Raw genomic sequence first — 26196 nt, 5'->3', positions numbered from 1 at the left:
GGCAAGCAGGGGATACTTCTGCTTGCCGCTATCACTTTAGATCGCCAGGTCTAGCACCATACAGATCTCGCAATCCCCGTGGCCGGTGCAGCCAAGGGGGCCGGGCAGGTGTTCAAAGCCCAGTGATTCGTAGAGGCTGGTGGCTTCGCGCAGTACCTCAGTGGTCTCCAGATAGCAGCGGCGATAGCCCAAACTACGAGCGGCATCCAGTGCTTGCAACACCAACCGCTTGCCAAGGCCCAGTCCGCGCAGGGCGGGCATAAAGTACATCTTCTGCAGCTCGCAGACTCCCTCTTCTCCCGCCAATGGCGCGATACCACCACCGCCGAGGATGGAACCGTCCGGCCCTTCGATGACCCAGTAGCGACTCTTCTCCCCCTGATAGCTCTGGGAGAGGGTGTCGAGATTGGGATCGGATACCCCATACCCCTTGTCGGCGGTGAGGCCATATTCGGCCGAGACGGCGCGGATCACCAAGGCGATCTGGGCATTGTCCGCCGCCGTGATGGGGCGGATCTGGTAGCCCCGCTGGCGACGGGCGCGGGAGAGGGCGCTGCGATAGAGCCGCAGCCCTTGCCACAGCTGCTCCCGCTCGGGCAGGCTCAGCTGCGCCAGCATCTCTTCCATCGCCCCGTCCATCTCCCGGTGCAACTCCAGCAGCATCCCCTGACCGTTGACGGTGAGGCGGGCCTCCTTGCTGCGGCCGTCGGAGGGGTGCGGGTGCCAGCTGATAAGCTCCCGCTCGGCCAGGCGCGCCAGCGGACGGCTGGCGTTGGATTTGTCGATGTGCAGCTTTTCTGCCAGCTGCTGGTTGGTGGCCGGGGCGTTTTCCAGCTCGATCAGCAGGTGAGCCTCGATGGGGGTGAGGGCCAGATTGCCGCACTGCTGGGAGAGCATGCCGAGTTCGCGAACCAGATCGCGCGACAGGGCGCGCAGGGGACGGGGATCCATATCGTGGTTTCCTTTTTAGTTGTGCATGACAACTAAAATAGCGTAAAAGTTGTAATTCGCAACCTTTTGCTGTGATGACTTGCAGAATATGGGGTGAGCGGCAGCCCCGTTGATTGGGCTGCCGCAGGTGGGGCGGTCGTCAGGCGGCGGCTCTTATAGCGAGCTCCGGGCGGCGGGAGAAGCAGCGGGCGAGCAGCAACATGGTGGCGACGCCTATGGTGCCCAGCACCAGCCAGGGGAGGGCCGGTTGTCCCTGTTGCAGCGAGAAGTCATAGAGGGAGCCGCCGCCCACGTAGCCGGTCATGCCCCCCAACGCCAGTCCGAGGCGGCTGAAGCCCATGTAGCTGCCGCGGGCTGTGGGGTTGGCCAGCCGGGTCATCAGGGTCTCCCGGGCCGGTTCGCAGATGATGATCCCCAGATAGAAGCAGGCCAGCAGCACGAAGATGCCGGAGAGGGTGCTGACAAAGGCGACCAGCCCTATCCCCACCGTCATCAGCAGGATGCCTGCCATCAGTCGGCTCTCCAGCCGATAGCGCCGTTCGCTGAAACGGGCGATAGGGTAGAGCAGCGCCAGTGACAGCGCCGTTTCCAGGCTGTACATCCAGCCCACCGCCGTGGTGGTGCCGGAGAGCTGCTTGACCAGAATGGGGAAAATCAGCATCACCTGTACCCACAGCATGTAATAGCCGCTTAAGATCAGCACCAGTCGGCAGAAGGCGCGATCCGCCAGTACTTGTCCCAACCCTTCCCGCATCGGAGTCGGTTTGACCGAGAGGCGGTAGGCGGGCAGCAGGGTCCAGTTGCAGAGCGCCGCCAGGGTGAAGAGCCCGGCGCCCAGCAGGCAGACGTAGGTGAAGTCAAAGCGCAGCAGCCAGCTGCCTAGCAGGGCACCGGTGACGGCTCCCGCACTCTCCAGCATCATCAGCAGGGAGATAAAGCGGCCCCGCTCATGGGGGCGAGTAAATTTGATCACCAGTGCCGCCCGTGGCGGGTCGAACAGGCAACCGCCCAGTCCGGAGAGGAAGCAGGAGAAGATCAGCATGGCGCCGCTGTCGGCCCAGGCCAGGGTGGCAAAGCCGACGGCGCGCAGCAACATGCCGGTGACGATGAGCGGGCGGGCGCCGAAGCGGTCGGCAAGCGAGCCGCCAAAGATCCCCAGCCCCTGCTGGGTCAGCTGGCGCAGGCCGAGGGCCAGCCCCACCAGACCGGCCGCCCAGCCGAGTTGATCGACGAAGCGCAGGCTGATCATCGGCATCACCACAAAGAAACCCAGGATCACCAGTGTGGTATCCAGCGCCAGAAACCAGCGTCCCCAAAACCTCGCCCTATCGACCATAACGCCCTCTCATTCACAGATACCTTCATTCTGGAGAGGGTTTAGATATAGTGGTAGACGACAACTACCTATATTTCATATCAGGATTATTTATGTCTATGGATCTGGACGATCTGCAACTGCTGCTGGATGTGGCCGAGCTGGGCAGCTTCAGCCAGGCGGCGGCCATTCGTGGCTGGTCACAGCCGCTGGTGAGCCAGCGGATTGCCCAGCTGGAGGAGAGCCTCGGGGCACCGCTGTTTCAGCGTCATCGGCGCGGGGTGACGCCGACCCGTGCCTGCGAGGAGTTTCTGCCATCAGCCCGCTCTGCGCTGGCGATCCTGAGCGAAGGGCGGCTGGCACTGCAGGGGGCGCCTGCGCTGCCTTGTATCCGTCTCTCCAGCCTGCCATCCCTCACTTCGGTGGTGTTTGGCTCGTTATTGATGGAGCTGGTGGACGAGCCGTTCGAGATCCGCTGCACCACGGATCACTCCGGCGAGATCATGCAGTCGCTGCTGACCGGGGAGGCCGATATCGGCTTTGTACTCAAGCGTCCGCCGGTTGCGGGCCTGCAGATGGAGCTGCTCTGCTGCTCCCCCATTATCGCTATCGCCTCGCCATTGCATCCGCTGGCCGGTTGTCACGGCCTCACCTTGGAGGATATTGCCGACCAGCGGCTGGCGCCTCAGGTATGGGGGCCGGGGTGTGACGTCTTTATCCAGCAGTTGCGGCGGCTGCGGCGGGCCGCCAGCCCCCTGCATGCGGTGCAGCCGGCCAGTGCGGCGCGCGATCTGGCGCTGGAACACGGGTTTATCACCCTGATGCCGGAGCTGGCCATCAAGCGGGATCTGGAGGTGGGGCGGCTGGTCAGGCTCGATGTGCGCAATCTGCCGCAGGAACATTGGGATGTGATGATGGCGTGGCGCGGTGGCAAGCGGCCCAACCCGGCCCGGGAAACCGTGTTGGCCACCGCCCGCACGCTGGCGAAACGGTGGCGTAATGAGTAGAACGATGCGGGACAAGGCCCGCATCGGGTGGATCAGTAGCTGGCCTTGAGGGTCACGCCACTGAACGCGGAAAACCCTGACAGCTGCACATGCCAGGTGCCCGCCTTGGGATTGGTGAACGAGCAGCTTTCGTTATTGCCCCCCTTGTAGGGGCGGCAGTCGTAACTGCTGCTGGTGGGGGCGCTGCCAAAGCGGACGTAGAGGTCGGCATCTCCGGTGCCGCCACTGCTGCTGATCTGCAGCGACCTGGTGCCCGCCGGTACGTTCAGGGTGTAGTTGAGCTTGCCACCCTTGCTGGCGGCGAGGTTGCTCACCGGCACGCCGTTTTGCAGCACGTTGTCGCTTGGTGGCGGCGTGGTGCCGCAGCTGGCATCGACCCCGACGGTCTGGAAGGCCCGTGCCACATCCGCCTGACTGTAACCCAGGTCGGCGGTCGCCCGGCTGACGCCGCAGGCCCCTTGCTGGTAGTTGGTGTTGGCGCCCCAGTAGAGGCGGTTGGCCAGCAAGAAGACTTCAAATGCCTTGCGGGTGTTCCAGCCGCTGCTGGTGGCGAGCAGGTAGAAGGCGCGGTTGTAGACCCCGGAGCTGTGGTGTACATCCATCCCCTCCTGATAATCCGCGGCATGGCCGATGGATCTGCCATCCCGGGTCGGATCCTCGAAGTAGCGCAGGGAGCCGTTGCCCTTGAAGATCTGGGCGCCGACCAGCCAGTCGTTGCTCCCCTTCATGTAGAACTCGGCCGCTTCACCCGCCATATCGGAGAAGGCCTCGTTGATGCCGCCGGATTGTCCTGAATAGATCAGCCCGGAGTTCTGTTCGGTAAAGCCGTGGCTTACCTCATGGGCCGCCACATCGAGGCTTACCAGCGGGTGGAAGGTGGTAGCGCCGTCACCAAAGGTCATCTGGCTGCCATCCCAGAAGGCGTTCTCGTAATTCTTGCTGTAGTGAACCCGCATCTTCAGTTTGAAGGTGAGGGGCGCCGTGTTGTACCAGTTGCGGTACATGTCGAACACCACGTTGCCGAAGTAGTGGGCGTCGTTGAGGGGCGAGTAGGCGCCGTTGATCTCCTTGACCCGGTTCTCCGGACAGGTGAACTGGTGGATGGCCCCGCCTGAGGTGGCGTGGTTGAGGTTGATGGTATCGACGTTGGGGCTGGTCATCCGGCAGTTGTCATCGACGATGAGTGGGCCAAAATCGGTGCCGTAGAAATATTTGCCGGTCTTGATGTTGCCCCCCGGGCCGCTGGCGTCCTTGTGGTTGATCCCCTCCCAGCGTTTGAGCTCCTCACCGCTTTGGGCATCAAGAATGACGAAGGGGCGGCTTGGCTTGTCACCTTCGGCGATGAAGGAGACCTGATAAACCAGCCGGGCCAGCCCGTCCTCATCTTGCATCACGTAGAGTTTGACCTGCTCGTTGCTCCCCTTGCTGCCCGCCTTGGCCTTGCTGGCGGCATCCTGTGGCGAGAGGGCGGCGGCCGGGCTTGCCACATCCTGATCGATCTGGCGCAGCATGCGCCCGCTGGCCTGTTGCAGCTGGCCGTTCAGGCTCTTGTCAGCCACCACCACCTGACCCATTACCGGGATGCCGTTCCAGACCTGCTCGTAGCGGATCCGCTGCTGGCCGTTGGGCAGTTTGACCACCCGCACCTGACGAAACTCGCCATCTTCCAGCTGCAAGGTACCACTCGCGGCACTGAGGCCTGTCATGGCCCGGATGCCGTTTGCCGTTACGTTGATCTCTACCTCTTGCGCCGCCAGTGCGGCGCTTCCCCAGCAGGCCAGCGCAACGGCCAGATAAATTCTATTCATCTCTTCTTTCCTTAAATCGATGAGGTTGATAAACCGACCGAAGGTCGGGCGTTTTGAAGCTAGTGCCGGTGGGGGAAAGTGCCCCCTGTCAAAAGTGACAGCGCAGCACAAAGGGGGAGCAGGATCTGCCAAAGTGCCGTTTGTGGGCATTTATCGGCGTCATGTGGAGAGCATTATCCGGTTTCAGACACCCACCCTCCTCTTTTGAGGGAGGAGAGTTCGCGCGCTGTCACCCTCTGCGAAGCCTGCCGGAGGGGGCCGTAAAAGTGGCTGGCGCGGCCAGTGGCGATTGGCTACATTGGGTGCTGGTTCGCGATTTGATCACTGATTTGAAAGGAGAATCCCATGTTTTCATGGCAGTTGGACGACGAGCTTGCGCTGCTCTTCTTGCAGCCCGATATGGCGAGCGAACTGTTTGCCCTCTGCAATGACAACCGGGAGTACCTCTCCCAGTGGCTACCCTGGCCGCCACTGATCCAGCGCCCCGTCGACAGCACCCTCTTCATTCGCAGTGCCATCGAGAAGTTCGCCCGGGGCGAGGGGCTCACCACCGCCATCGAGTATCAGGGGGAGGTGGTGGGGGTCATCGGTTACAACAGCATCGATCACGACCTTGGCAAGGTGGTCATCGGTTACTGGCTGGCGGAGCGCTGGCAGGGTAACGGCATCATCACCCGGGCCTGTCAGGCCCTGATCCACCACGCCTTCGAGGAGATGGGGATGGAGAAGGTGGAGATCAGCGCTGCCACCGATAACGAGCCCAGCAGAGCCGTCTGTGAGCGGCTCGGGATGCAGCTTGAGGGGGTGACCCGGCGCGCAGAGCGGCTGGGCAACCGGATTGTGGATCACACCCACTACAGCTTGCTGCGCGATGAGTGGTTAAGGCAGAGGGAGTCCTGATGGCGCTGCCACATATCAAGACGGCCCGCACCCACCTGACCATACTGTCGCCGGATCAGGCCCCTATGATGCTCGACTTCTACCGGCGCAACCGCGACCACCTTACCCCCTGGGAGCCGCTTCGGGACGAGCACTTTTACACCCTCTCTTACTGGCATGCCCGGCTGCAGGACAGCTACAGCCAGTTCTTCAACGGCACCGGCGTCAATCTGGTGGCCCTCGATCCGGCTGGCGAGCGGGTGATCGCCACCTGCAACTTCAGCAATATCCTGATGGGGGTCTTCAAGGCGTGTCATCTGGGCTATGCCATCGACCAGCAGTACCAGGGGCAGGGGGTGATGAGAGAGGTGCTGTCAGCCGCCATTGACTACCTGTTTCGCGAGCACGATCTGCATCGCATCATGGCTTGCTATATGCCTGCCAATCAGCGCAGTGGCGCCTTGCTGGAGCGGCTCGGCTTCGAGCGAGAGGGATTCGCGCGGGCGTATCTGATGATCAATGGTCGCTGGGAGGATCACATCCTCACCTCGCTGATTAATCCGGCTCCCTGATTGTCAGATAAAAAAACGGGCCCGAAGTTGCCTTCGGACCCGTCTTCGAATGAGGTGCAGGCTTAGTTGGCCTTGGCATCGCTCACTGCAGCTTCAACCTTGGTAGCTGCTTCGGTAGCAGCTTTTTCTACGGTTGCAGTCGCTTCGGAGGTGGCCTTCTCTACGGTAGAGGTGGCTTCGCTAGCGGCTTTTTCTACAGTGGCAGCAACTTCGGCGGCCGGAGCAGCAGCAGGAGCGGCAGCTTTTTCTTCTTTCTGACCGCAAGCAGTCAACATCAGACCCAGGATACCGGCTACCAGTACTTTGTTCATGTGCATTCCCTCAAATAAATATGGAGAGATGGTCTGTGCAACCATCACAGCGCCCACCGTTGCCCGGTATTGAAACAAGAAGCCGGGAGGCAGCAGGCGGGCGCAATATAGCCCCATTAGTTACCGATGAAAACGGATATCACAATGACATTTTTTCGTGCCGTGGATAAAAAGCTCCACTGCAACGACTGATATCAATACAAGATGCCGTTAAATGACACTAATTGCACAATAAAACACCACTTTGCTGCCATCTTGTGGCGATTTAACAAGGTCAAGGTTGGTCAATAGCGGCCGATGACCCGCACCTTAGTCAGACAGCTTCTGACAGGGCAGCCGTTTTCCCTCAAGGTGGCTCTGACGGGCCAGATCCAGCAGTGCCATCACCGCCAGCGCTTCACTTGCTGGCACCGGGTTGCTTCCCTCGTCCTTGATGGCGGCGCAGACACCGCGATAGTAGGCGCCATAATCCCCCGCCTCACCCACCACGCTCTGCTGCTGTAACTGACCATCGACAATGCGGCTGAGCTGACCGGGTTCGCTATCCATGCCCCAATCCGCTGCCGGTGGCCGCAAGCCCTGCTTGAGCTGATCTTCCTGCACATCCATACCGAATTTCACGAACGAACCCTGGCTGCCGTGGACGATGAAACGCGGCATGGTGGCCGAGACCAGACAGCTGCCATGCAGAATAACCCGCAGAGCACCGTAACCCAGCACCACATGGAAGTAGTCGTCCGCTAGTGCGCCGGGGCGCTGCTCGGCCAGATCGGCCTGCAACCAGTCCGGTTGGCCGAACACCTGCAATGCCTGATCCAGCACGTGAGGGCCGAGATCGAACCAGAGGCCGGAACCCGGGCCACCCGCTTCGCGCCAGCGCTGGCGCACTTCGGGGCGATAGCGATCGAAGTGCGATTCGAACTGGGCGATCTGCCCCAGCGTCCCCTCGGCAATCAAACGGCGCACGGTAAGAAAGTCTCCGTCCCAGCGCCGGTTGTGGAAGATGGTGAGCAGCCGCTGCTGCTTTTCGGCCAGCTCGACCAGTGCTTTCGCCTCGGCCAGATCCAAAGCAAAGGGCTTGTCGATCACCACATGTTTGCCTGCCAGCAGCGCCTGGCGGGCCAGAGGATCGTGGGTGTCGTTGGGGGTGGCGATCACCACCAGATCGACGGTCTCATCGCTCAGTACCTCCTCCAGTGAACCGACCCGGCAGCCGGGCAGATCGGCCTGCACCTTGGCGGCATCGCGGCTCACCACCCAACTGAGGGACAAGCCCGGGGTGGTGGAGAGGAAGGGGGCGTGAAAGGTCTTGCCTGCAAAGCCATAGCCCACCAGGGCTGCGTTGAGAGTGTGGCTCATCGGGAGTTCTCCGCTGACATCGAGTGAGTGGGGTTGCCATCGCCGGCTCTCTGCCGGATGGCCATATGCTGTAAAGGCGATACAAACGAGAAGGGGGCCGATGGCCCCCCGAGTGTGCCCATCAGAACACAGGATTTATTGCAAACACAAGCGGCGACCGCGCCGGGTCATCAGCATCACCAGAGGCGGCAGCAGCAGCCACATATGCAGCGCCAGCTGGCTCAGCGGGTCGTGCATCAGGGCGCCGGTCAGGCCAACCAGAGCGCCGGATCCACTCATCTGGAACAGGCCGAGCAGGGCGGCGGCGGTACCGGCACAGTGGCCGAACGGTGCTAGCGCCATCCCGGCGGCCGAGCCTAGAATCATGGCAAAGCCGATGCTGGAGAGGAATACCGGCCCCATCATCGCCAGCGGATGCTCGATGTGCATGGCCAAAGTCAGGGTGATGGCCGAGAGCATCAACACCAGCAGGCCGATGCGCAGGGTGCGTCTTGGCCCTACCTTGGCGATAAAGCGCGGCGCCATAAAGCAGGCCAGAATGTTGAGCGCGGCGTTGGCGGTAAACCAGTAGCTAAAGCCGCTCATATCCAGCCCCAGTTTCACCATCAGCTGCACCGGTGCGGCGGTGACATAGGCGAGGATCACCGCCATCGCCAGCATGCACAGCGCCGCGTTGAACAGGAAGCTGGGGGAGCGCAGCACCGGGCTGTAGCGGGACCAGCTGATGAGGGCCCCTTCACTGCGGGTCTCCTCCGGGCGGGTCTCCGGCATCCGCCACATCAGCCAGCTGCCGACGATGAGCGCATAACCGGCCATAAACCAGAAGTTGGCAGACCAGCCCGCCTTGGCGGTGAGCCAGCCACCGAGCAGGGGGGCCAGCGCAGGAATAAAGCAGATGGCGCCATTGAGGTAGGAGATCATCTGACCGCTCTTTTTCGGGCCATAGCTGTCACGCACCACCGAGAAGGCGGCGACCGAAGTAGCGCAGGCGCCGAAGCCCTGCAGCACCCGGGCCAGCATCAATTCACCGAGGCTGGCGGCAAAACCGGCCCCCAGCGCGCTCAGGCCATAGAGCAGCACGCCGCCCAGCGCGATGGGCTTGCGACCGTAGCGATCGGCCAGCGGGCCAACAAGCAGTTGCCCCAGCCCCATGCTGAACAGGAACCAGGTGATGGTGCCCTGCATCAGAGTTACTTCGGCGCCCAGTTGCTCGGCCATCTGCGGAATGGCGGGCAGGTAGATGTCGATAGCCAGCGGACTGAACAGCACCAGTAGTACGAGTAAAAGTATCAATGGCATCTGTCACCTCTTTAGTCAGCCAGGTTAATGAATTGGGGCGCGAGTCTACTGACTCACAGTAATGAATAGAAATGGTATTTAATCACTTTGGTTATTCCATTATGGAAACATGTATTAAAAAGCTGGTTATTCGATGGCGGCAAATCCCCCGTAACCCCATCACAGCGGGTGTAATTGACGCTTTTACTAAACGCTTGCGCCGCATAGAATGCGCAGATTATTTTTGCGGAGGTGCTCGATGAACAAGCTTGTCCTGGCAACAGGTAACCAGAAAAAGGTGAAGGAATTGGCCGCCATGCTGGCCGATATGAAGATCCAGGTGATCCCACAGAGCGAGTTTGCGGTCTCCGATGCCGATGAGACCGGCACCACCTTCGTCGAGAATGCCATCATCAAGGCCCGCCACGCCGCCCGCATTACCGGTCTGCCCGCCGTGGCCGATGACTCCGGACTGGAAGTCGATCTGCTGCAAGGGCGCCCCGGCGTCTACTCCGCCCGCTTTGCCGGTGTGGGTGCCGGCGACAAGGCCAACATCGAGAAGCTGCTCGGCGAGCTGCAAGGTGCCCCCGAGTACCTGAAGAGCGCCCGCTTCTGGTGTGTGCTGGTCTATCTGCGCCATGCTGACGATCCCACCCCCATCATCTGTCAGGCGAGCTGGGAAGGGATGATCATCGACGAACCGCGCGGTCAGCACGGGTTCGGCTATGACCCCGTCTTCTTCGTGCCGGATCACGACTGCACCGCCGCCCAGATGCCCGCCGAGCTGAAAAACCAGCTGAGCCATCGCGGTCAGGCGCTGGCCAAGCTCAAAGCGGCGCTGGCTGCGGCGCACTGAGTCACTTCGCCACCTTGTCGGTTACACACGGTCAATCACACATAGTCATCTACAATGGGGGCCTTGAGCCCCCGTTTTATTGGAAGCCCCATGCTGCAACTGCCGCCGCTCTCTCTCTATATTCATGTGCCCTGGTGCGTCCAGAAGTGCCCTTATTGTGACTTCAACTCCCATGCCCAGAAGGGGGAGTTGCCTCACCTCGAATATGTCGCCGCTCTGCTTGAGGATCTGGATCAGGATCTGAAGTGGGCGCAGGGACGGCCGCTCTCCTCCATCTTTATCGGCGGCGGCACCCCCAGCCTGTTGACGGTGGAGGCGATGCAAGCCTTGCTGGACGGGGTACGGGCCCGTATTCCGATCACCGCAGATTGCGAGATTACCATGGAGGCCAACCCGGGCACGGTGGAAGCGGACAAGTTCGCCGGTTTCCAGCGCGCCGGCATCAACCGTATCTCCATCGGGGTGCAGAGCTTCCAGCAGGAGAAGCTGACCCGCCTCGGCCGCATTCACGGCCCGGAAGAGGCGCGCAAGGCCGCTGCACTGGCCCACGCCATCAAGTTGCCCACCTTCAATCTGGATCTGATGCACGGTCTGCCGGATCAGAGTCTGGATGACGCCCTTTATGACCTGCAGCAGGCGATCGACTGCGCCCCGCCGCACCTCTCCTGGTATCAGCTCACCATAGAGCCGAACACGGCGTTTGCCTCCAAGCCGCCCAAACTGCCGGAAGATGACACCCTGTGGGACATCTACGAGCAGGGCCACGCCATGCTCACCGCCAGCGGTTATCGCCAGTACGAGATCTCGGCTTATGCCAAAGAGGGCTACCAGTGCCATCACAACCTCAACTACTGGCGCTTTGGTGACTATCTGGGGATCGGCTGTGGCGCCCACGGCAAGGTGACCGATCTCGCGAACCAACAGATCCTGCGCACCGCCAAGGTGAAGCATCCGAAAGGGTATCTGGACAAGAGTCGCCCCTATCTGGACGAGCAGTGGCAGGTGACGGCAGACGATCTGCCGCTCGAATACTTTATGAACCGCTTCCGCCTGTTTGAACCGGCCCCCAAGGCGGAGTTCGAGGCCTATACCGGCTTGCCGCTGGAAAGGGTAGAGACGGTGCTCGCCATCGCCCAAAGCAAGGAGCTTATCGAGGATCTGGGGGATAGCTGGCAGCTCACTTCTCTCGGGCATCGCTATCTCAACGTGTTGCTCGAACTCTTTATGGATGAGTGATACCAATCACATTAAAGATTCTCTCTCAACTTGAGAGAGGATGAGGAGAGGTAACCGTAGGGTGCAATGAAATTGCACCATTATTGGAGCCGCGAGGTTGCCGGTGCAATGTGCTTCGCTTATTGCACCCTACGTCTGTCGTGAGCCAGTTTTGGCGAACCGTGTTTCGAGATAACAATCAGGGCACCTATGGTGCCCTGATTGTTTATGGTCGGTAGAAACCCGCTCAGCAGCAGACGCGGATCATCTGCTGTTGGCCGGGCTCCCACCGCTTGCCAAATTTGGCCTTGCGCTGGTAACTCCCCTTGCCCTTCTTGTTGCGCTCGACCCGGCTGCGAAACAGGGGATCGGAGAGCAGGGCGTGCAGATGGTTATCCTTTATCTCGCCGCGCTGATGGGCATAGCAGCCCCCTTGCGCATTTTCCTCACGGGGGAGGGCGGGTTGGTCTACCCGAATTTTGGCCATGATGGCTCCTCTTCTTTTCTCTTGGTGTGTTGATTCTTGTGTCTGGATGGCGGTTTTCGCTGCGGGCGCCTGTTCAGGCTAGCGCCCGGCAACCGGATGCATTAGCACCGGTTAAAAACGCGGCGATTTTGTCACCAAATCGCCGCGGGAGCAATGCATCGGGCGCGCCGAGTCAGTCACACTGAGCCAGGCACGCTCAGTCAGGCATACCATGTCAGCCGTGAACCGGGTCATGCTGGTCGTGGCTGTGATGCTCGTGATGGGCCGGGGCGCCAGATTCCAGCGTCTCGAGGATGGCGCAGTGCTCGGCCGAGCGCGGCCCGCCGCAGCAGATATTGGAGAGCTCGCGCAGGTTGTCGCGAAAGCGGGTCAGTTCGATGATCTTCTGCTCCACCTGGGCCAGCTTGGTGTCGGCCACTGCTTTCACCTCCTGACAGGTGACTTTGGCCTTGTTGGTATCGAGGTCGAGCAGCTCGCCGATATCGGCCAGCGAGAATCCCACCGACTTGGCGCGAATGATGAACTCCAGCCGCCGCTTGTCCTGTTCGCTGTAGAGGCGGTAGCCGGATTCGTTGCGGATTCCCGGTGAGATAAGCCCGTTCTTCTCGTAAAAACGCAGGGTATCTGCCTTGACCCCGCACGCCTTGGCCAGTTCACCGATCCGATACATGCTCTCTCTCCCCTTGAATGTATGCCGCCACAAAAACCGGAATCCACTATCACCCCTTTGCCCATGGATTGCCAGCCAAGGGCATAAAAGGGGCAGATAAACATCTCCTAGCGACCCTTTTTCCCATAAAACACTGAAAGTGCAAACGTTTCGAGAAAATCAAGTGGAAAACGTTTAACGCCGCGCCAAATAAGGCTTTGCTGTTTCAAAAAATCCACCACAGGTCACATTTTTTGTGTAGAATACGCGCCCATAACAGAGCGCCGCACCAAGCGGGCATTTCCTAAAACGCTTTTGCCGGATGTCGGGGCGAGAGTGGTTTGCGAAATCCCCCACTTCCATTTATTTGGGGACTCTCTGTGTTGAGCCTCGCCTCCCATGGAACGGTCCCCGTTATGTTGAGGACGATAGTGTGATGGAACAAGCTCGACCCATTCGCCGTGCACTGCTGAGTGTGTCTGACAAAACTGGCATTCTGGAATTTGCCAAGGCACTCAACGAGCGTGGTGTTGCCCTGCTCTCCACGGGCGGTACCGCCAAGCTGCTTGGCGAGGCGGGTCTGCCGGTGACCGAGGTCTCCGACTACACGGGTTTCCCTGAAATGATGGATGGCCGGGTCAAGACCCTGCATCCCAAGGTTCATGGCGGCATCCTCGGCCGTCGGGATCAGGATGACGCCATCATGGCCCAGCACGCTATCTCCCCCATCGATATGGTTGTCGTCAACCTCTACCCCTTTGCTGCCACCGTGGCCAAAGCGGGCTGCACTCTGGCTGATGCGGTCGAGAACATCGACATCGGCGGCCCGACCATGGTGCGTTCTGCCGCCAAAAACCATAAAGATGTCGCTATCGTCGTCAAAGCTGCCGACTATGATCGGGTTATTCGCGAGATGGATGCCAACGGCAACAGCCTGAAACTGGCGACCCGTTTCGATCTGGCCATCGCAGCCTTCGAGCACACCGCTGCCTACGACGGCATGATCGCCAACTACTTCGGCACCATGGTTCCTTCCTACGGTGCAAACAAGGAGGGTGACGAGGAGTCCCGCTTCCCGCGCACCTTCAACAGCCAGTTCATCAAGAAGCAGGACATGCGTTACGGCGAAAACAGCCATCAGGCTGCAGCTTTCTATGCCGAGGAGCATGCCGCGCCGGGTTCTGTCTCCAGCGCTACCCAGTTGCAGGGCAAGGCACTCTCCTACAACAACATCGCTGATACCGATGCTGCGCTGGAGTGTGTGAAGGAGTTCGACGAGCCAGCCTGCGTCATCGTCAAGCATGCCAACCCCTGCGGTGTGGCCATCGGTAGCGACCTGTTGAGTGCCTACGATCGCGCCTACCAGACCGACCCCACCTCTGCTTTCGGCGGCATCATCGCCTTTAACCGTGAGCTGGATGGCGCCACTGCCGCTGCCATCGTTGCCCGCCAGTTTGTCGAAGTGATCATCGCCCCGAGCGTTAGCCAGGAGGCCCGCGATGCGGTCGCCGCCAAGCAGAACGTGCGTCTGCTCGAATGCGGTCAGTGGACGGCTCCGGCGCAAGGGTTTGACCTCAAGCGCGTCAACGGCGGCCTGCTGGTGCAGGAGCGGGATCTCGGCATGGTGACGCTGGGCGACCTGACCGTGGTCAGCAAGCGTCAGCCGACCGAGGCCGAGCTGCAGGATCTGCTGTTCTGCTGGAAAGTGGCCAAGTTCGTCAAATCCAACGCCATCGTCTACGCCAAAGATGGCCAGACCATCGGCGTCGGCGCAGGCCAGATGAGCCGTGTTTATTCGGCCAAAATCGCCGGTATCAAGGCGGCGGACGAAGGGCTGACCGTGGCGGGCTCCGTGATGGCATCCGATGCCTTCTTCCCGTTCCGCGATGGTATCGATGCTGCCGCTCAGGCCGGTATCTCCTGCGTGATCCAGCCGGGTGGCTCGATGCGCGATCAGGAGGTAATCGACGCCGCCGACGAGCACGGTATGTGCATGGTCTTCACCAACATGCGCCATTTCCGTCATTGATGGGTCAGGGGCTGCCGATGGCGGCCCTTTTGTTGTCTCTTTTCAACTGACTATTTCCACTGACTGACGGCCAGAGAGGCCGTCCAGTGACCACAAATAGAAGCGAGCGATACGATGAAAGTACTGATCATTGGCAACGGTGGCCGCGAACACGCTCTGGCTTGGAAGGCCAAACACTCCCCACTGGTACGTCACGTTTTTGTGGCGCCGGGCAACGCAGGCACCCAGCTTGAGCCGGGTGTCGAGAACGTCGCCATCGAGGCGACCGATATCGAAGGGCTGCTGGCCTTTGCCAAAGAGAAGCAGGTCGGCCTCACCATCGTCGGGCCGGAAGCGCCGCTGGTAAAAGGGGTGGTGGATGCTTTCCGCGCCGCCGGTCAGCCGATCTTTGGCCCGACCGCTGCCGCTGCCCAGCTGGAAGGCTCCAAGGCTTTCACCAAGGATTTCCTGGCCCGTCACGCTATCCCGACCGCCGAGTACCAGAATTTCACCGAAGTGGAGCCTGCGCTCGCCTACCTGCGCGAGAAGGGCGCCCCCATCGTCATCAAGGCCGATGGTCTGGCGGCGGGCAAGGGGGTGATTGTCGCCATGACCTTGCAGGAAGCGGAAGACGCGGTGCGCGACATGCTCTCCGGCAATGCCTTTGGCGAAGCGGGCTCCCGGGTGGTGATTGAGGAGTTTCTGGAGGGTGAAGAGGCGAGCTTCATCGTCATGGTCGATGGCGAGCACGTGCTGCCGATGGCCACCAGTCAGGATCACAAGCGGGTTGGCGACGGTGATACCGGCCTCAACACCGGCGGCATGGGGGCTTACTCCCCGGCGCCGGTAGTGACCGCCGAGGTACATCGACGCGTGATGGAGCAGGTGATCATGCCGACCGTGCGAGGAATGGCGGCCGAGGGCAACGTCTACACCGGTTTCCTCTACGCCGGTCTGATGATCGACGGTGCAGGCAATCCCAAGGTGATCGAGTTCAACTGTCGTTTCGGCGATCCCGAGACCCAGCCCATCATGCTGCGGATGCAGTCCGATCTGGTGGAGCTCTGTCTGGCCGCTTGCGCAGGCAAGCTGGATCAGAAAGAGGCCATTTATGATCCCCGCGCCGCTATCGGCGTGGTGCTGGCGGCGGGAGGCTATCCTGGCGATTACAGCACCAACCACCCCATCAGCGGCTTGCCGGTGGATGAAGTGGCGGGTGAGAAGGTGTTCCATGCCGGTACCCGCCTGGAGGGCGATACCAGCCTGACTGCTGGCGGCCGCGTGTTGTGCGCCACCGCCCTCGGCCACACTGTGGCAGAAGCCCAGCAGCGTGCCTATCAGCTCGCTGGCCGCATCAAGTGGGATGGCGTCTTCTACCGCAAGGATATCGGCTGGCGCGCCATTGCTCGCGAACAGGAGTAACTGACGCACGCAAATGGCCAGCTGATTCAGACCCCGCTACGGCGGGGTTTTTTGTCCCTGTTTACCGCTTTCAACCAGCCTCATGATGCGTGTCACCTGCGTTCAATCAGTTACCAAGCGCAAACAAGCGCGGCATATCTGTCACTATTTGCCACAAAAAACAGCATTTTTCACAAACGTTTCACCATGAGTCATGGCATCATGCTGGTGATGAATTCTTGTTTGGATTCATAAGTACCCCTAACAATTCGAGCATGTCGTTATATAAGGAAATCCCATGTTGAAAACCGTCCGCCCCCTGCTGCTGCCCCTGATGTTCGGCCTGATGACCCTGCCTGCCGTGGCGGGTGATCTGGAACAGCCGATGAAGAAGATTGGCTTCAACTACAAGCAGGCCGTCAAGGCTGATGATGCAGCCACCATGGAGAAGCACATCAACGAGATGAAGGCCCAGCTGGACGTGGCCAAGCAGAAGAACATGCCGGCCGCCAAGAAAGAGAAATTTCTTGAAGGGATGAATGAGGTACAGACCGAGCTGGACGCCAGCCTGGCCGCACTCAAGGCGGGTGATGAGGCCAAGGCGCGCGAACATCTGGCCAAGGTCAACGACCTGAAGAAGGAGTACCACAAATATGCCAAGCAAAAAGGGTGAGTTCTTTCGCTGGGATCCGCTGGTTCGCCTGACCCATTGGGGCTTGGCGGCGGTCTGCATCGGCAACCTCTGGGTTAACGAAGCGGGGGAGGAGTGGCATGAGTGGCTGGGTTACGGCGCCATTGGGCTGGTCTCCTTGCGTCTGCTCTGGGGGCTTACTTTTGCCCGTGGCTACGCTCGCCTTGGTGCCCTCATCCCCAGTGGTGAGGATTTTCGCCAGCAAGCGCGCGAGATGCGTGAGCGGCAGCCTCCGGCACCGGGTCATCACGGTAGCGGCAAGCTGGCCGTGTGGGCGCTCTGGCTGGTTGTGCTGGCCACTGCTGGCAGCGGCTGGTTTCAAAATACCGAGACGGGATTTGAACTGGGTGCTGACGAGTGGCATGAGTGGTGCGTGGTGGCGCTGCAGGGACTGATTGGTCTGCACCTGCTGGCCATCGTCTTCACCTCCTGGCGTCAGCGCAGCAATCTGGTTACCCGGATGCTGCCAGCCATCGGGCGTCGCTCGTCCATCCAGAGCGGCAGCAACGAGCAAACTTGAGGCTCAGCATTAGGCTCCTTGTCTCTGAGTGAGGCGCCTGATCCGGACCCTGCCCAGACCCGCCCATGGCGGGTCTTTTCTATGACCTCATCCAGCTCATCACAGGGCATTGCCCGATCCGCAGATGCAAAAAGGCCGCTCATCATGAGCGGCCTTTTTCAATTTGGTGGCCCTGGGGTCTCTGACTTAACTCACCAACCATTTGATTTTATTCTGTTTGTGTTTTTTGTTTGAGGTGGTGGTGGTACTTATGGTGGTACATGTTGCGAAACCACCTCCGCTTAAGGGTGGCATCCAGAACATTCAACCAACTCGTATCCTTCGCCTGGACGAGGGTTCAAATCCCCCGGCTGTTTATGGCCATTTATGCACCAACACCGTTCATCCTCCCCACTGTCCCTGATAGAGATACTTCTGGAATCCGACAAAGGCGCTGCGTACAGCATCAGGGGTGCCCAACTCGGCAAAGGCATCGGCCAGTGCGTTGTTGTATTTGAGTTTGAGCAGTGGCCCCAGCTTGGTGTCATCCAGTTCGGTGACCCCTTCTTTGATGTAGTGACCCAGTACGAAGCCCAAGAAGGCTTGCTGCTTGCTGTCAAACTCTTGGCCAAGCATGGCCTCTGCTTGTGCTGCTCGTTCTTCCCGGGTCATGGGGTCATCGGCATAGGCGACATAGGCCAGGACATCAAACAGATCGCTCTGCTCTGCCTCGATTACCCTCTGCATCTCGGTCAGCTGGTCAATGCCAAATCCTTTTTCTGCCAGACCATCGAGCAGCTTCTTGCGGGTGCCCGGCTCACTCCAGATCGTGCGCAGCTCGTCTTCATCCTTGAAAAACTCGGGCAGCTTGCCAAACAAGTTCTCCATAAACTCGGCTGCAGACATGGGGGAGCCGTCAGGGTGCCAAAAGCTGGTTGCGCTCATGTGCTGGATCTTGCGGGCCTTGCCGTCAGCCAGGGCAATCTTGATCTTGTCCTTCTTCTGACAGGTACAGGGCTTGTTACCGCATACTTCACACAGATACTCGGGATCTGGCTCTTTCAGGCAGACGCAAGGGTATTGGTCGCATACCGGGCAGGGCTTAGGCAGTCCCTTCTCGCAGGAACAGGGGGAGGTGCCGCAGCTCTTACATACCTCGGGTGGCAGTGGTTCACCATCCCATTCGGGGTCGCTAAAGTGGTGATGGGCTTTTACAAAGTCATGCAGGGTGAAGTAATCCTTGCCATCACACAGTCGGGTGCCTCTACCGATGATCTGTTTAAACTCGATTATCGAGTTAACCGGGCGCATCAGCACGATATTGCGCACATTGCGGGCATCTACGCCGGTTGAGAGCTTCTGAGAGGTCGTCAGTATCGTTGGGATCGATTTCTCGTTATCCTGAAAATCGCGTAACCACTGCTCGCCCAGCGCCCCGTCGTCGGCGGTGACTCGGTGGCAATAGTCGGGGTGCTTGCCCTTTTTTATCTGATTGATGAGATCCCGGACTGCCAGCGCATGCTCCTGGGTAGCACAGAAGACAATGGCTTTCTGGCTCTGGTCTATCTCATTCATAAAAATCTCGACCCGTTTCTTCTCGCGGGCACCGATCTCGATGATGCGGTTAAAGTCTTGTTCGGTGTATACCCGCCCAAGCTCAATTTCCCCCTCGATCACATCGTCATCCGAGGTAAACACATACTCATCGAGCGTGGTGGCATGCTGGCGCACTCGAAACGGCGTCAGGTAACCATCGTTGATCCCCTCTTTGAGGGAATAGCTGTAAACCGGCTCGCCAAAGTAGGCATAGGTATCGACGTTATCGGTGCGCTTGGGTGTTGCGGTCAGTCCCAGTTGTACGGCAGGTTTGAAGTAAGTGAGGATATCCCGCCAGTTCCCCTCGTCGTTGGCACCACCCCGGTGGCACTCGTCAATGATGATGAGGTCGAAGAAATCAGTCGGGTAGTCACCAAATACCGGGGCCGGTTTGCCCTCGGCATCAGTGCCGGTCATGAAGGTTTGGAAGATGGTGAAGAAGATATTGCCATTCTTGGGGGCGCGGCCCTTCTTTCTGATCTCATCGGGTGAGATCCGCACCAAGGCATCTTCCGGGAAGGCAGAGAAACTATTGAACGCCTGATTGGCCAAAATATTGCGGTCGGCCAGAAATAGAATCCGTGGGCGGCGTGCCGGTTCACCTTCATTTTTCCAGTCACTGAGGTTCCAGCGGCTATGGAACAGCTTCCAGGCCAACTGGAAGGCGATAAAGGTTTTGCCGGTGCCGGTCGCCAGGGTCAGCAGAATGCGATCCCGCCCTTCGCTGATGGCCTTTAATACCCGCTCGATAGCGATATCCTGATAGTAACGCCCCTGCCAGTAGCCGCCTTTGTCTTCAAAGGGCACGGCGGTGAAGCGATCCCACCAGCGATTTTGCAAGGCAAAGGTGGCATTCCACAGCTCATCCGGGCTTGGGAAGGTCAGGGTTTCCCCCTCCTTGCCGGTCTCCATGTCGATGGCATAGATACCCTGGCCATTGCTCGAATAGGTAAAGCGGATAGCCAGCTTGCTGGCGTAATCCTTGGCCTGACCCACCCCGGCAGTGAACGGCTTGTCCCAGGCTTTGGCCTCGACCACTGCCAGCTTGGTATTGCGGTATTCCAGCACATAGTCAGCCGAGAGCGGTTTTCCCCGTTTACCATTGCCTTCCAATCGTCCCAGGGTGATTGGATACTCGCGGCGAATGCGGCTGCCCGGGGTGACGCCCCAGCCAGCGGCCACCAGCATGGGGTCGATGTGGTCGCTACGGGTCTCTGCTTCGTTCTTCACGCTCTCTCCCTGTCTCTGTGGCCAACTGCCGAGCAATCCTCGTTGGCTGCTGTGACGATTCAATAGGTTACAACTGCTCAAACCATGCTTTTATCTTCAAGGCCATCAATTTGCGTCGCTCTTCCAAAAACACATTGAAGTCCTTTATCTCACCGTCGAGCATGGTCTCTGGGATGCAGTTCATACGCAGATTGTTTCGCATCTCTTGTTCATCGGAGATACCTCCGTACTTCACATTGTCACCCTTGCACTGTGCTGCCAATTCAGCGAAATAGACTTTCGGCGCCGTGGAGCTTATCGCAATATTGATCTCACTCTGCGCCACCACATAGTTGGCAATCTGGTTGTAGCTGCTGGCGCTGAAGCCTTGCCCCTTGAGGTGATGGCGCGGATAGACATGATGGATGTCTGAGCGGTTCAGCAACAGATCCGTCACAGTGATGTTGGTGGAGAGGAAACCCTTATCGCCCAGTTTGCCCTGTGCAGCCTTGTAGCAGAGGAAGTAAGGGCTCTTGATAGACGAAGTCGCCATAAACTGCGGTAGCATGCCGGTCCAGAAGCTCTCCGGTAATTCGGTCGAAATGACCGTTTCGACCATGGCCTTCACGCCTTGGCTTTCTACACGGCGAATGTCAGCATCGAAAGTAGATTCCGGTGCGCCGCTGTAGCGCCCGCGCAGCACAGACATTGCAAACCAGCGCCGCACCAATTGCTCTAACTCTGCCGCAGGTACGTTCTCCTTGCGACCGCGCAGATACAGGATATAGGCGAAGTTCACCGCATTCTGGCTGCTAATCATGTCGCTGGTGATGAAACCTGCCGAGCGCAGGATCATGGTAATGCGTTTGAAGTGCGTCTGATTGACGAAGGCATGAATGCCATCTTTCAACTTGGCAAATGACTGCTCTGCAATCGCTTCCTCGAACTGCTTGGTTTCGAAATTACGGCCGGAGAGCAGCGCCACCAGATCTTGCAGCTTGCCGCGACCAAACTCGGAGGTGAACGCTACGCGCAGCATGTCGGTGTAAGTGGGATCGTAGATGTCATCATTCACATCGCATATCCACTTCATCTTGCTGTAAAACTCCGAACCCACGAAGGCTGTATCACCTTTCTCGATCTTGACCTTGAAGTCTGGAGACACGGCTAGGTGGCAGAAGTAATCGATAGCTTTGCGCAGCACATTGCCACCGTAGGTTTCATTTGCGGCAATCTTGGACATGACAAAGTCGGCTTGCGAGAGTTGAGCTCCTGCTGAATTCACGCGAATGAAGATTTCTGTCACCGTCTCGATGGCCAGGTCTTCCGCCAGTTCGATGATGCCCACATGGTTATGCACGATGCCACGTAATCGTTCGATTACCTTAAAGATCGCATCTTGTGAGCACTCTGCATTTGCCGCGCAATATTCGCTCACCAGTTGAAAAACGCTGGTTGCTGAGTTGAATACAGCTGCCACATCTGGAAGCCAGGCTGAATTCTTGCGTATGGCTGGGTTGCTCACCTCAAAGCTCTCGGTTTGAGGGTTGAAGGCAATCCGGATCTGGACTGTTTCATAGTCCTCGGTCAGCACTTCCACCCCCAGCAGTGAGGCCATCAGCGCTGTCACACGTTGCTGCCCGTCAATCAGAATGCGCTTGCCCGCTGAGGTAGAGCCATCCTTAAGTTTCACCGTCGGATTACGCCAGGCAATCAGATACCCCACCGGATAACCTTGGTATAAAGAATCCAGTAGATTACGCACCCGCGTGGCTTCCCACACAAAGGGACGCTGGATTTCGGGAATGGCTATCTCGCCAGATTTCACCCAAGTGAGTAGGGTTTCGACCGGGTGTGGGGTAACGGAGTAACGCTGGGTAGACATCGTGAAAATCCTTTTATAGGTAGCCGCTAAATGCCTGCTGCAATAACGACTGCTTTAGCTCATCCAGTGCGGCAATCTTGCGTTGATATAAGGTTTCGAGGTGCTGGGTCCTTTCTTCCAATACTTCGAGTCTATCGATAATGCATTCACGTTCGCTTGCTGGCGGCAAGGGAATAGGCATAGCACGAAGATCATTGATCGATAAATTCGGCTGCATCAGCGTATTGACCCTCTCCTTCACGTAATTCAGTACGATAGATGTGGATAGGTACGCAAAGAGATATGAAACAGATGTTTGTTCTGGCTTCGGCAGTAAAGCAGCCACGCGTTGATTGACTAAGGCACGATCATATGCCGGAGGAACAATAGCCACTTTCAACCCATCAGCGATGATCGTCCGCGTCAATGCAATGACCAGGCTACCTGCGGGAACGGCAACGGAGGCGTATTGTTCCGAAAAATTCGGAGGCAGGCCACTGTCACTGGTTTCCACAAAATCACGCACTCCAACGTTCGTGATCTTGATGCTCTTTGTGGGGCCGTTTGACGAAAAATCACCGCTTTTGAAGGCGTAGCCGTTCAGGATTGATGCAACTTCGGACAATGGCTTTTCAGTCCACCCTTCACCGCGCTGGCTAAATACCGACTGGAGGTAGCTTTCAAACAAGGCGCGGGCATTCTGGCGGTTTTGCTCGGCATTGGCTCGAGCCGCCGCGATGGCCTCAAAAGCCTCGTCGAGGATGGCCACGATGCGTTGCTGCTCGGCGAGTGGCGGCAGCGGGATGGGTACTTCCTTGAGCTTTCCGCCGGAAAGCTCTTTGAATGTGGCACCTGCTCCAAGGTCGTTCAGCAGATGAACAATGCTGCTCAGGTAGTAGTAAAGGTACTTATGATTCAGGTCATCGCTCGGTACCAGACCCTTGCAGCCTTGATTTGTGGCCATCGGTTCGGTGTTGATTACCAAATGGCCGATGGGGGCGCGTGAAGACAGAATTACCGAGAGTGGCGGAAGCAAACGTGCCGAACTGTTCTGTATTCCGGCATCGGTGATGGTTCGCTCAGTCTTCGCTACATACGGAGTGCTTCGCTTACCCATCTCTGCCGGGGTGATCCACTGATGTGCCCCATCCCAATACTCAGAAACCCCAGTCTTCGGAGTTCCGCCATTCACGACGCTGCAAACGTCCGCGATGGTTTTGGTTGTCCACCCAGCCTTCATACCAGCCCCCGAATAGTGGCCAGCAGCTCTGCGCTTTCGGCATCAAGTGCAGCAATCTCGTCCATAATGTCGCTCGGGCTGCGATGTACCACTTCTGCCACGCCGTTGGGGTGCTTGACTGAGAGGTCATAGCTGCCAGTGTCGATAGCGGCAATATCCAGGCTCCAGCTCTTATCCGAGTCAGCAAAATTGGCCTGCAGCTCGACAAACTCTTTCAGGTCGTCGTCATTGAGCGGATTTGTCTTGCCCATATTTCGGCCTGGGTCGAGCTGATAAAACCACACCTTGCGGGTCGGCTCGCCCTTGGTAAAGAACAGCACCACTGTTTTGACGCCTGCCCCCTGGAAGGTGCCGCCCGGGCAATCCAGCACTGTATGCAGATTGCAGCTCTCCAGTAGCAGCTTGCGCAGCGCCACCGAGGCATTATCGGTGTTGGAGAGGAAGGTGTTCTTGATGACGATGGCCGCACGGCCGCCCACTTTCAGCATCTTGATAAAATGCTGCAGAAACAGAAACGCCGTTTCGCCGGTGCGAATGGGGAAGTTCTGTTGCACCTCCTTGCGCTCTTTGCCGCCAAACGGCGGGTTGGCGAGGATCACCTCCATCCGGTCTTTGTCCTGAATATCGCTCAGGTTCTCGGCCAGTGTGTTGGTGTGCTGGATATTGGGCGCTTCGATGCCATGCAGGATCAGGTTCATGATGGCGATGACGTAGGCGAGGCTCTTTTTCTCCTTGCCGTAGAAGGTGCGAGTCTGCAGGGTAGCCAGATCGTCGGTGGAGAGATTCGGTGTGGCGCTCAGGTAGTCGTGGGCTTCACACAAGAAGCCAGCCGAGCCGCAGGCGCCGTCATAGATGCGCTCGCCAATGCGCGGTTTGGTCACCGCAATCATGGCGCGGATCAAGGAGCGAGGGGTGTAGTACTCGCCGCCATTGCGCCCGGCGTTGCCCATGCGCTTGATCTTCTCTTCATAGAGGGCCGACAGCTCGTGTTTTTCCACCTGGGAGCGAAAGCGCAGCTCGTCGATGGTGTCGATGATATCGCGCAGGGTATAGCCACTGCGGATCTTGTTCTTAATCTCGCCGAAGATTTCGCCAATCTTGTATTCGATGGTATCCGGCCCGCTGGCCCGCTGCTTGAAGCCTTCCAGATAGGCGAACAGGTCTTTGTCGACAAACTCCACCAGATCGTCACCTGTCATGGCCACGTTGTGGTCAATTTTTCCATCGGCATCTTTGGGGGCGGCCCAGCTCGACCAGCGATAGCGGGGCAGCAGGATCGGGGTATAGGCCTTGCCTTCCAGCAGCGCCTCGCTCTCTTTGTCCTGCTCCAGCGCGTCGAGGTACTTGAGGAACAACAGCCAGGAGGTCTGCTCGGTGTAATCCAGTTCAGAGCTGCAGCCCGACTCTTTGTGCAGGGCGTCGTCGATATTCTTGAAGGCTTGATCAAACATGAAGAGCATCCGGTAATGCATAAAGGCAACCGCTAGGGGGAGTGGGCAGTTGCCGCTAATGGATTGAGTTGGCGGCTATTCTACCGCCTTGCCCGGATGCCATAAACCTCTATGGATGCTTTTGGAGCGATATGGGATGAAGATCAAGGAGGAGCACTTTTGCTGGCTTGTTCTTGACTGACAAGCCAGTGGTACGGGGTGGATTAGCTAGATGAGATAAGCGTCGATAGCTGCCATAAACTGGGCCTTGATCGCCTGTAACTCAGCTCGCTTTGGTTGTGGGTCGAGGCACGGCCAAAATTCGATCCACATGTCGTCTGCGGTGGGGAAATCTGAGGCGACGTTTGCCTTTAGGGCCGGGGAAAACCTCTCCAGCGTAGTGTGTATCTCGAATGGAAAACCAATCGTAAAACGCTCTTTTTGCATTGTGTGCCTGCATGGTTGCATACGGATACAAGATGATAATGGTCGTTGCAGGCCAACACGAACTTTAACGGTTGATCATTGAGCAACCGAAATGATCACTTGTAACGGGACAAAGGATTTTGTGTTTTTTGTGCCTGGGTTGCTGGTGTGGGTACTAGGCCCCCACTGTTCAATCCCTTGCCACTGTTGGGTTTGCCGCTTATGAGCAGAGTGGCGGTCACATCAAAACACTTCTTCTAGGTCAGAAAAATGATCGCTTAGTGGAGAGAAAAGTGATCATCCCCATGACGATCGCTTTTGTAGGTGATTCCTTGCCTGATGTGGGTTTGGTGCCGATGAGGCATGAGAAAAACGATCCTATTTTGGCACCAGGGTAGAATTGGCAGAAAGTGATCGTTTTGTCGCATTTGGGAAGCACAGATAGGGCTACGGCCCTCGTAATCATTGGGTTGTGAGAAAATACGGTCACATTCTGTAATTAGGATCGCTTGTAACATATAAAGTGATCCTTTTAGCGATGATCACTCAGGGATTTTTTCCAACACCCAACCCCATGGTTCATTTAGAGCTCCCCTAGGGGATGAGGCGAAACGCCAACCCACCGGTTTCAATACAGTATTCAAACGGCGAAAAACCATCCTGTGATTTGAGTGATCCAAGTTGTAGAAATCTGTCAGTTCCTCATTGCTAACACCAGGGTCTGTAGCCACGATCAGAATGTGGGCATGGTGGGGGTGCCATTCCATGGCACAGACAAGGTGTGCCAAGTGATTAATCGGTCCCAGTTTGGCAATGGCCCGGTATCTTTCTGCACGTTCCAAGCTGCGCCGGTTATACTGCCCGGTTTTTCGTGCCCAGGTTTCCCAGAATGGAGTGATGAGTGCAACACTAGGGGCGGGTTTGCAAATTTTATGCAGAATTTTGCGTTGTCTTTCGGCTCTTTTTTGCTCCTGCTGCCGCAGTTTTTCTTCTTTCGCCAGCTCCTTGGCGAACATTTTATGAATCTCCGAGAGCATTCGTTTCTTCTCCAAGTTGTGGTGTGCATCCCACGCATCTAGCTATCTATCGAACTGATCGGCTGTTTTATTTCACTCTATATATGAAAAAGATGGTGACAGTGGTGA

General features: G+C 58.2%; 22 protein-coding genes. 9 read left to right on the top strand and 13 right to left on the bottom strand.

All coding sequences use genetic code 11. The features are described 5' to 3' along the window. Positions 1–36: 36 nt before the first annotated feature. Positions 37–951, bottom strand: coding sequence for a bifunctional helix-turn-helix transcriptional regulator/GNAT family N-acetyltransferase (locus AB5Y86_RS11335; protein ID WP_111900998.1), 915 nt, complete (start codon positions 949–951; stop codon positions 37–39). A 139-nt stretch (positions 952–1090) separates the two neighbouring features. Then, complete coding sequence (mdtH, locus tag AB5Y86_RS11330) at positions 1091–2287, bottom strand: multidrug efflux MFS transporter MdtH (protein WP_005340523.1); 1197 nt, start codon at positions 2285–2287, stop codon at positions 1091–1093. A gap of 92 nt (positions 2288–2379) precedes the next feature. Here mdtH and AB5Y86_RS11325 point away from each other — a divergent pair, with 92 nt between their 5' ends. Beyond that, complete coding sequence (locus AB5Y86_RS11325; protein WP_005349020.1) at positions 2380–3273, top strand: LysR family transcriptional regulator; 894 nt, start codon at positions 2380–2382, stop codon at positions 3271–3273. Positions 3274–3305: 32 nt separating this feature from the next. Here the strand turns inward: AB5Y86_RS11325 and AB5Y86_RS11320 are convergent, their stop codons facing one another. After that, a complete protein-coding gene (locus AB5Y86_RS11320; protein ID WP_368192887.1) occupies positions 3306–5081 on the bottom strand; it encodes a M4 family metallopeptidase in 1776 nt (591 codons plus the stop codon). Between the two features lie 345 nt (positions 5082–5426). Between AB5Y86_RS11320 and AB5Y86_RS11315 the strand changes: the two genes are divergently transcribed. Next, entirely contained in the window at positions 5427–5981 is a 555-nt protein-coding gene (locus AB5Y86_RS11315) for a GNAT family N-acetyltransferase (protein ID WP_368192886.1), read from the top strand. Continuing rightward, positions 5981–6532: a ribosomal protein S5-alanine N-acetyltransferase gene (gene rimJ / locus AB5Y86_RS11310; protein ID WP_368192885.1), complete on the top strand. Its 552-nt coding sequence runs from the start codon at positions 5981–5983 to the stop codon at positions 6530–6532. The genes AB5Y86_RS11315 and rimJ overlap by 1 nt, the downstream gene beginning before the upstream one ends. 62 nt (positions 6533–6594) lie before the next feature. On the opposite strand, the gene AB5Y86_RS11305 is transcribed toward rimJ, so the two are convergent. From AB5Y86_RS11305 to AB5Y86_RS11295, 3 genes are all read right to left on the bottom strand, one after another. Continuing rightward, positions 6595–6843 carry a hypothetical protein gene (locus AB5Y86_RS11305; RefSeq protein ID WP_005340533.1) on the bottom strand — a complete coding sequence of 83 codons (249 nt, stop codon included), beginning with the start codon at positions 6841–6843 and terminating at the stop codon, positions 6595–6597. Positions 6844–7152: 309 nt separating this feature from the next. Continuing rightward, positions 7153–8202, bottom strand: coding sequence for an oxidoreductase (locus AB5Y86_RS11300; RefSeq protein ID WP_368192884.1), 1050 nt, complete (start codon positions 8200–8202; stop codon positions 7153–7155). Positions 8203–8337: 135 nt separating this feature from the next. Next, the gene (locus tag AB5Y86_RS11295; protein ID WP_005340537.1) at positions 8338–9501 is read right to left on the bottom strand and encodes a multidrug effflux MFS transporter; all 1164 of its coding nucleotides are present in this window, start codon (positions 9499–9501) and stop codon (positions 8338–8340) included. A 238-nt stretch (positions 9502–9739) separates the two neighbouring features. Here AB5Y86_RS11295 and rdgB point away from each other — a divergent pair, with 238 nt between their 5' ends. Both rdgB and hemW read left to right on the top strand, forming a co-directional pair. Next, on the top strand, positions 9740–10336 hold the full coding sequence (rdgB, locus tag AB5Y86_RS11290) for an RdgB/HAM1 family non-canonical purine NTP pyrophosphatase (protein WP_257686793.1): 597 nt from the start codon (positions 9740–9742) through the stop codon (positions 10334–10336). A gap of 90 nt (positions 10337–10426) precedes the next feature. Next, positions 10427–11572: a radical SAM family heme chaperone HemW gene (gene hemW / locus AB5Y86_RS11285; protein WP_368192883.1), complete on the top strand. Its 1146-nt coding sequence runs from the start codon at positions 10427–10429 to the stop codon at positions 11570–11572. Between the two features lie 226 nt (positions 11573–11798). On the opposite strand, the gene AB5Y86_RS11280 is transcribed toward hemW, so the two are convergent. Together AB5Y86_RS11280 and zntR are read right to left on the bottom strand one after the other, a co-directional pair. Beyond that, a complete protein-coding gene (locus tag AB5Y86_RS11280) occupies positions 11799–12038 on the bottom strand; it encodes an alternative ribosome-rescue factor A (protein ID WP_019444977.1) in 240 nt (79 codons plus the stop codon). A gap of 214 nt (positions 12039–12252) precedes the next feature. Next, complete coding sequence (zntR, locus tag AB5Y86_RS11275; RefSeq protein WP_005341244.1) at positions 12253–12708, bottom strand: Zn(2+)-responsive transcriptional regulator; 456 nt, start codon at positions 12706–12708, stop codon at positions 12253–12255. Positions 12709–13123: 415 nt separating this feature from the next. Between zntR and purH the strand changes: the two genes are divergently transcribed. The 4 genes from purH to AB5Y86_RS11255 all read left to right on the top strand — a co-directional run bounded on the left by purH (position 13124) and on the right by AB5Y86_RS11255 (position 17307). Next, complete coding sequence (gene purH / locus AB5Y86_RS11270) at positions 13124–14716, top strand: bifunctional phosphoribosylaminoimidazolecarboxamide formyltransferase/IMP cyclohydrolase (protein ID WP_368192882.1); 1593 nt, start codon at positions 13124–13126, stop codon at positions 14714–14716. Positions 14717–14830: 114 nt separating this feature from the next. Next, on the top strand, positions 14831–16117 hold the full coding sequence (gene purD, locus AB5Y86_RS11265) for a phosphoribosylamine--glycine ligase (protein WP_005341242.1): 1287 nt from the start codon (positions 14831–14833) through the stop codon (positions 16115–16117). Between the two features lie 277 nt (positions 16118–16394). After that, on the top strand, positions 16395–16769 hold the full coding sequence (locus AB5Y86_RS11260) for a cytochrome b562 (RefSeq protein ID WP_005349056.1): 375 nt from the start codon (positions 16395–16397) through the stop codon (positions 16767–16769). Continuing rightward, the gene (locus tag AB5Y86_RS11255) at positions 16750–17307 is read left to right on the top strand and encodes a cytochrome b/b6 domain-containing protein (protein ID WP_368192881.1); all 558 of its coding nucleotides are present in this window, start codon (positions 16750–16752) and stop codon (positions 17305–17307) included. Before AB5Y86_RS11260 ends, AB5Y86_RS11255 begins: the two co-directional genes overlap by 20 nt. 381 nt (positions 17308–17688) lie before the next feature. Here AB5Y86_RS11255 and hsdR read toward each other — a convergent pair whose 3' ends face one another. The 5 genes from hsdR to AB5Y86_RS11230 form a co-directional block, all read right to left on the bottom strand. Then, complete coding sequence (gene hsdR, locus AB5Y86_RS11250) at positions 17689–20112, bottom strand: EcoAI/FtnUII family type I restriction enzme subunit R (protein ID WP_290037354.1); 2424 nt, start codon at positions 20110–20112, stop codon at positions 17689–17691. Between the two features lie 67 nt (positions 20113–20179). After that, a complete protein-coding gene (locus AB5Y86_RS11245) occupies positions 20180–21976 on the bottom strand; it encodes a DUF262 domain-containing protein (RefSeq protein ID WP_290037355.1) in 1797 nt (598 codons plus the stop codon). Positions 21977–21989: 13 nt separating this feature from the next. Then, positions 21990–23195 (bottom strand): restriction endonuclease subunit S, encoded by a 1206-nt coding sequence (locus AB5Y86_RS11240; RefSeq protein ID WP_290037356.1) that lies wholly within the window; start codon positions 23193–23195, stop codon positions 21990–21992. Next, on the bottom strand, positions 23192–24646 hold the full coding sequence (locus AB5Y86_RS11235; protein ID WP_290037357.1) for a type I restriction-modification system subunit M: 1455 nt from the start codon (positions 24644–24646) through the stop codon (positions 23192–23194). The genes AB5Y86_RS11240 and AB5Y86_RS11235 overlap by 4 nt, the downstream gene beginning before the upstream one ends. A 947-nt stretch (positions 24647–25593) precedes the next feature. Then, positions 25594–26088, bottom strand: a complete 495-nt coding sequence (locus tag AB5Y86_RS11230; RefSeq protein WP_201923115.1) for a hypothetical protein — start codon at positions 26086–26088, stop codon at positions 25594–25596. Positions 26089–26196: the final 108 nt, after the last annotated feature.

The sequence above is a fragment of the Aeromonas sp. s8 genome (assembly GCF_040907785.1).
GTDB classification, from domain to species: domain Bacteria; phylum Pseudomonadota; class Gammaproteobacteria; order Enterobacterales; family Aeromonadaceae; genus Aeromonas; species Aeromonas veronii.
The sequence above is the reverse complement of the archived record's forward strand: the minus strand, read 5'-3'. Positions and strand labels throughout refer to the sequence as shown.